Source organism: Proteus myxofaciens ATCC 19692, assembly GCF_001654855.1.
GTDB lineage: Bacteria > Pseudomonadota > Gammaproteobacteria > Enterobacterales > Enterobacteriaceae > Proteus > Proteus myxofaciens.
The window spans coordinates 1-2,128 of record NZ_LXEN01000169.1 but is presented as its reverse complement, the minus strand read 5'-3'; the positions used below and the strand labels follow the sequence as shown (position 1 = coordinate 2,128).

At 30.3% G+C, this 2,128-nt stretch carries 1 protein-coding gene; it reads left to right on the top strand.

The window, feature by feature from the left end; all coding sequences use genetic code 11:
- Positions 1 to 545: 545 nt before the first annotated feature.
- A complete protein-coding gene (gene sbcB / locus M983_RS16400) occupies positions 546 to 1,976 on the top strand; it encodes an exodeoxyribonuclease I (protein WP_066753541.1) in 1,431 nt (476 codons plus the stop codon).
- Positions 1,977 to 2,128 lie beyond the last annotated feature (152 nt).

Sequence of the window (2,128 nt, the reverse complement as noted above, 5' to 3'; positions counted from 1 at the left end):
GAATAAATTTTGTACTGATAATAATAAATTTATATTTTATTTAGTTTCATTAAGATATTTATAAAAATTTATATTTCGTTACAAAATATAAAATGAGATCTTTTAATTAAGCTTTATCTACTCTTCCCGCTTGTTTTATTAGTTTTAATTATATTTTGTAAATTTTAATTTTTTAAATTAGAGTTTAAATCTTAAATGTAATATTTTAAGATAAAATTATTTATATCATTAATTTTTATTAAACAACCATCATGACTATAATAAAAATTATCTTCAATATGATAATAACATTACTTTTTAAACACTCAGTGTAAATTAATTTAAACCTATACTATTTATTTAAGCTAATTTAAATTATCAATATAAAATACTTCGTAAATTTATAAGCGTCTGTTACTTGTCATTCTAAATTCGAACTGAGGATAAAAAGCACAGCACTAGACACACAAACTCAGTATAATACAATGAAAGAATTAATTTGATATTGCATTGTAAAGACTCGTTGAAAACAATGAATTAATTTATAAAGATAACGGTAACCAACATTGACTAACACAACCAAACAACCCACGTTTTATATCCACGATTATGAGACTTTCGGTAAGCATCCTGCTGTCGATCGTCCTGCTCAATTTGCTGGTGTAAGAACCGATATGGATTTTAATATTATTGAAGATCCTCTCGTAATTTATTGCCAGCCCAACGATGACTATTTACCTCAGCCTGAAGCTGTGATGATAACGGGTATTACACCTCAAATAGCATTAAAAAATGGTGTAAGAGAAGCTGAATTTACACGTCAAATACATCTCGCATTTAGCCAACCAAATAGCTGTATTATGGGCTATAACAATTTACGATTTGATGATGAAGTGACTCGTAATATTTTTTATCGTAATTTTTATAATCCTTATGCTTATAGTTGGCAAAAAGGAAATTCTCGTTGGGATTTACTTGATGTTTTACGTGCTTGCTATGCTTTGCGTCCTGAAGGAATTATTTGGCCAGAAAATGAAGAAGGGTTGCCTAGCTTTCGTTTAGAGTTATTAACGAAAGCAAATGGCGTTTCTCATGAACATGCTCACGATGCAATGTCTGATGTATATGCCACAATTGCAATGGCAAAAAAATTAAAAGAAGCACAGCCTCGTATGTTTGATTACTTTTTTAATCTACGAGATAAGCGCAAAGTACAATCTTTAATTGATATTCCAGCAATGACACCTATTGTACATGTTTCTGGTATGTTTGGTGCGGCACGTTCAAATATAAGTTTAGTTGTACCACTTGCATGGCACCCTGATAATCGTAATGCCGTTATTGTATGTGATCTATCTGCTGATATCTCACCATTATTAATGTTAACACCTGACGAATTACGCCAGCGTTTATATACACCACGAAGTGAATTATCAGAAAATGAGCCTCCTGTTCCTATTAAACTTTTGCATATCAATAAATGTCCTATTGTCGCACCACAAAATACATTACGCCCACAAGATGCAGATAGAGTCGGTTTAAATATTGATAATTGTTTAAATAATCAATCTATACTATCTGCACATCCTGAAGTACGTAACAAGGTTGTTGAAATATTTGCACAACAGGCACCTTTTGTGCCTTCTGATGATGTAGATACACAACTTTATAATGGTTTTTTTAGTGAAAATGACACAAGTGCAATGGAAATAATCAGGTCAACACAACCTCAAAATTTACCTGCATTAGATCTAACATTTGAAGACCCTAGAATGGAGCCATTATTTTTCCGCTATCGTGCTAGAAATTACCCTTCAACATTGAATTACGATGAACAGCAGCGCTGGTTAGCGCACCGTAAAGCACAATTAACACCCGAAAAATTAACCGAATATATTAATACTATTCATTTATTAGCAGAAGAACATAGTGATGACAAAGAAAAATTAAAACAATTACAAGCGCTTTATTTATATGCTCAAGAAATTGCAAGTTGATATTATTATATAATTTATTAGTTAATATCAAAGATTATTAATATCTTTGATATTAACACGCCTTACTAGGTATTTTAATTGTATATGAACATGATTACTCTCTCATAAATATCGAACCACAATAATTATAATATATATTCATATTTTATTTT